The sequence below is a fragment of the Arthrobacter sp. B0490 genome (assembly GCF_002929355.1).
Classification (GTDB): Bacteria; Actinomycetota; Actinomycetes; order Actinomycetales; family Micrococcaceae; genus Arthrobacter_D.
This window is the reverse complement of the sequence record NZ_PJIR01000102.1, coordinates 1-635: the sequence shown is the minus strand read 5'-3', so window position 1 is coordinate 635 and position 635 is coordinate 1. Positions and strand designations below refer to the sequence as shown.

At 57.6% G+C, this 635-nt stretch carries 1 protein-coding gene; it reads left to right on the top strand.

Translation table 11 applies throughout. The annotated features are described in order from the left end of the window. Nucleotides 1–336: 336 nt before the first annotated feature. The coding region (locus CXQ97_RS20970; RefSeq protein WP_146069745.1) for a LysR family transcriptional regulator at nt 337–635 on the top strand (299 nt) is incomplete at its 3' end.

Below are 635 nucleotides of genomic sequence, written 5' to 3'. Positions count from 1 at the left end.
AAAGCAAGGCGAAAGTGGCGAAGCCTGCGGCGAACAATGCCAGCGCCGTACGTGTAAAGCGCGGAGTACCTTTTTCGGTGTAGAGGAATGGCGCGGGACTGTCTTTCGTGTCTGCCGGCGCGCCTGCGGCGCACTGCGTGCTGTTCAAGATCATGGCCTCTAGGGAATACATTTTTCCGACCAAAGGTCGCCCGTAACGCCTGCATTCATCGATTGAAAAGCGGGCGAGAGCGCATTTGATCAGGTTTATGAGGCGAATGATAGGGAGCTTTATTTGAGCTATCCAATATATTATTCGACCCAAATGATATGTTTTACGAATCGTTTGGAGGGCTCATGGAGCTGCGACATCTACGCTATTTCGTCGCAGTAGCCGAGGAGTTGCACTTTGGCCGTGCCGCCGAGCTGCTGCGCATCTCGCAGCCGCCGCTTAGTCAGCAGATCCAAGCACTGGAGCAGGAGCTGGGCGTACGCTTGTTCGATCGGACCAACCGTCGGGTGTCGCTGACCGATGCTGGGCGGCTATTTCTCGACGAGACGCGGCGCACGCTGGCCCAGGTGGACAAGTCCGTCGATGTGGTGCGGCGCGCCGAGCAGGGCGAGATCGGCGAGCTTCAGGTCGGCTTCACCTCTTC